Annotated in this window: 2 protein-coding genes; both read right to left on the bottom strand. The window is 47.5% G+C overall.

Going from position 1 to position 1,280, the window contains the following annotated elements:
• Positions 1 to 147: 147 nt before the first annotated feature.
• A complete protein-coding gene (locus GY843_RS03960) occupies positions 148 to 837 on the bottom strand; it encodes a hypothetical protein (protein ID WP_297306750.1) in 690 nt (229 codons plus the stop codon).
• A 3-nt stretch (positions 838 to 840) separates the two neighbouring features.
• Positions 841 to 1,280, bottom strand: a 440-nt coding sequence (locus tag GY843_RS03965; RefSeq protein WP_297306752.1) for a hypothetical protein, incomplete at its 5' end; no start/stop codon positions are given.

The raw sequence follows: 1,280 nt of genomic DNA on the forward strand, positions 1-1,280 counted from the left end.
CCCTAGGAGCCCAATCGTTCATACCAGGGAGACGTTCTTTAATCGTAGGGCTACCAGGAAGAGTAAAAGGCGTACCTGGAACACGTGTCCAAACAGCCAAACCGTGTTTAGCTAAAGCTTCTTTAGTGAGCATTCCTTGTCGCATGTTTACTCTTCTCTATTCTTTAAGGCTCGATACAACCCATAACCACCCAGACCTAAACCTGCACCAATACCTAAACCCCGTAGAAGTTTGCTAGTAGGGAACGTAGAGGCTCGGTGTTTAGACGTGATAGCCTTGAGTTCTTGTGCTGCATTGTTTTGCGTCGAGCTAAGGTCTCGCCCTGTAGCTGCTGCAGTATTTTTCGCCTTATCTATTTTAGCACTTAAACTACGTAGGTCTTGCTTAAGCCCCTCAGCTGTTTCCGAAGTATTCCCTTTTTGTAATTTTTCTAATATTTGCTCTACAGCTTTAGTTGATTCTGGCGACGATGTGCTTACTCCACCTAGTCGTTTTTGTAGTTCTTTCCCAAATGTTAAATGCGCAGATGTGCCGACTGTCTTCTTGGCATTCTGCATAATCCTCTTGCGCATACCTTGATCGGAGAAAGGTTCATTTAGATTGAGCATACGTGAAGTCCGGGGATATTTATGATCCAAGTGGCTACCCCGTGATTCAGCCTTAAACCACTCAGACTTCCATTTATTAAAATCTTCCGTAGGAGGTGTACCTCCACCATAGGGTGTAATACTCGTGAACTCGTGAACATTCTTAGGGCCAAGCATCTTTTCAACCCACTCACGGGATACCCCTACTTTTTCTAAGCCTGTGATATATCCTTGTTCGTATGGAGTCATTATTTAATCTCCTGACATGGACAAGAGTCCTGCGCCTAAACCTAGTCCTGCGCCTAAGAGACCGCCTCGGCCACCCCAGCGTTTGAATTTACCAGTCAGAGCGGTAGCTGCACGATTTTGTCTCTTAAACTGGGATTTGAGCGCATCTTTAAACGGCACATCTTTATTCGCTGCGTTCCTGATTACCCGCAATGACCCAGTGTCGCCAGCGTTACCCTTAAGCATCTTCCGTATCGCTTGGTTGTTGTGGAGTCCTGCAGCACCGTACTCAAACGCCCGAGGAGTTTGCTTCATCGCATGGTACATACTCCCTACTCCACCACCGGCCATGCCAAGGCCACCACCCACAAGAGCACCCGCAATAGGCGCTCCGACTCCAGGGCCTTCATCTTCCAACGCCAGCTTGACTAATACGTTGTGGTACCCTTGTTCATACGGTGTCA

Origin of the sequence: Neptuniibacter sp. (assembly GCF_024231755.1) — a bacterium.
Classification (GTDB): Bacteria; Pseudomonadota; Gammaproteobacteria; order Pseudomonadales; family Balneatricaceae; genus Neptuniibacter.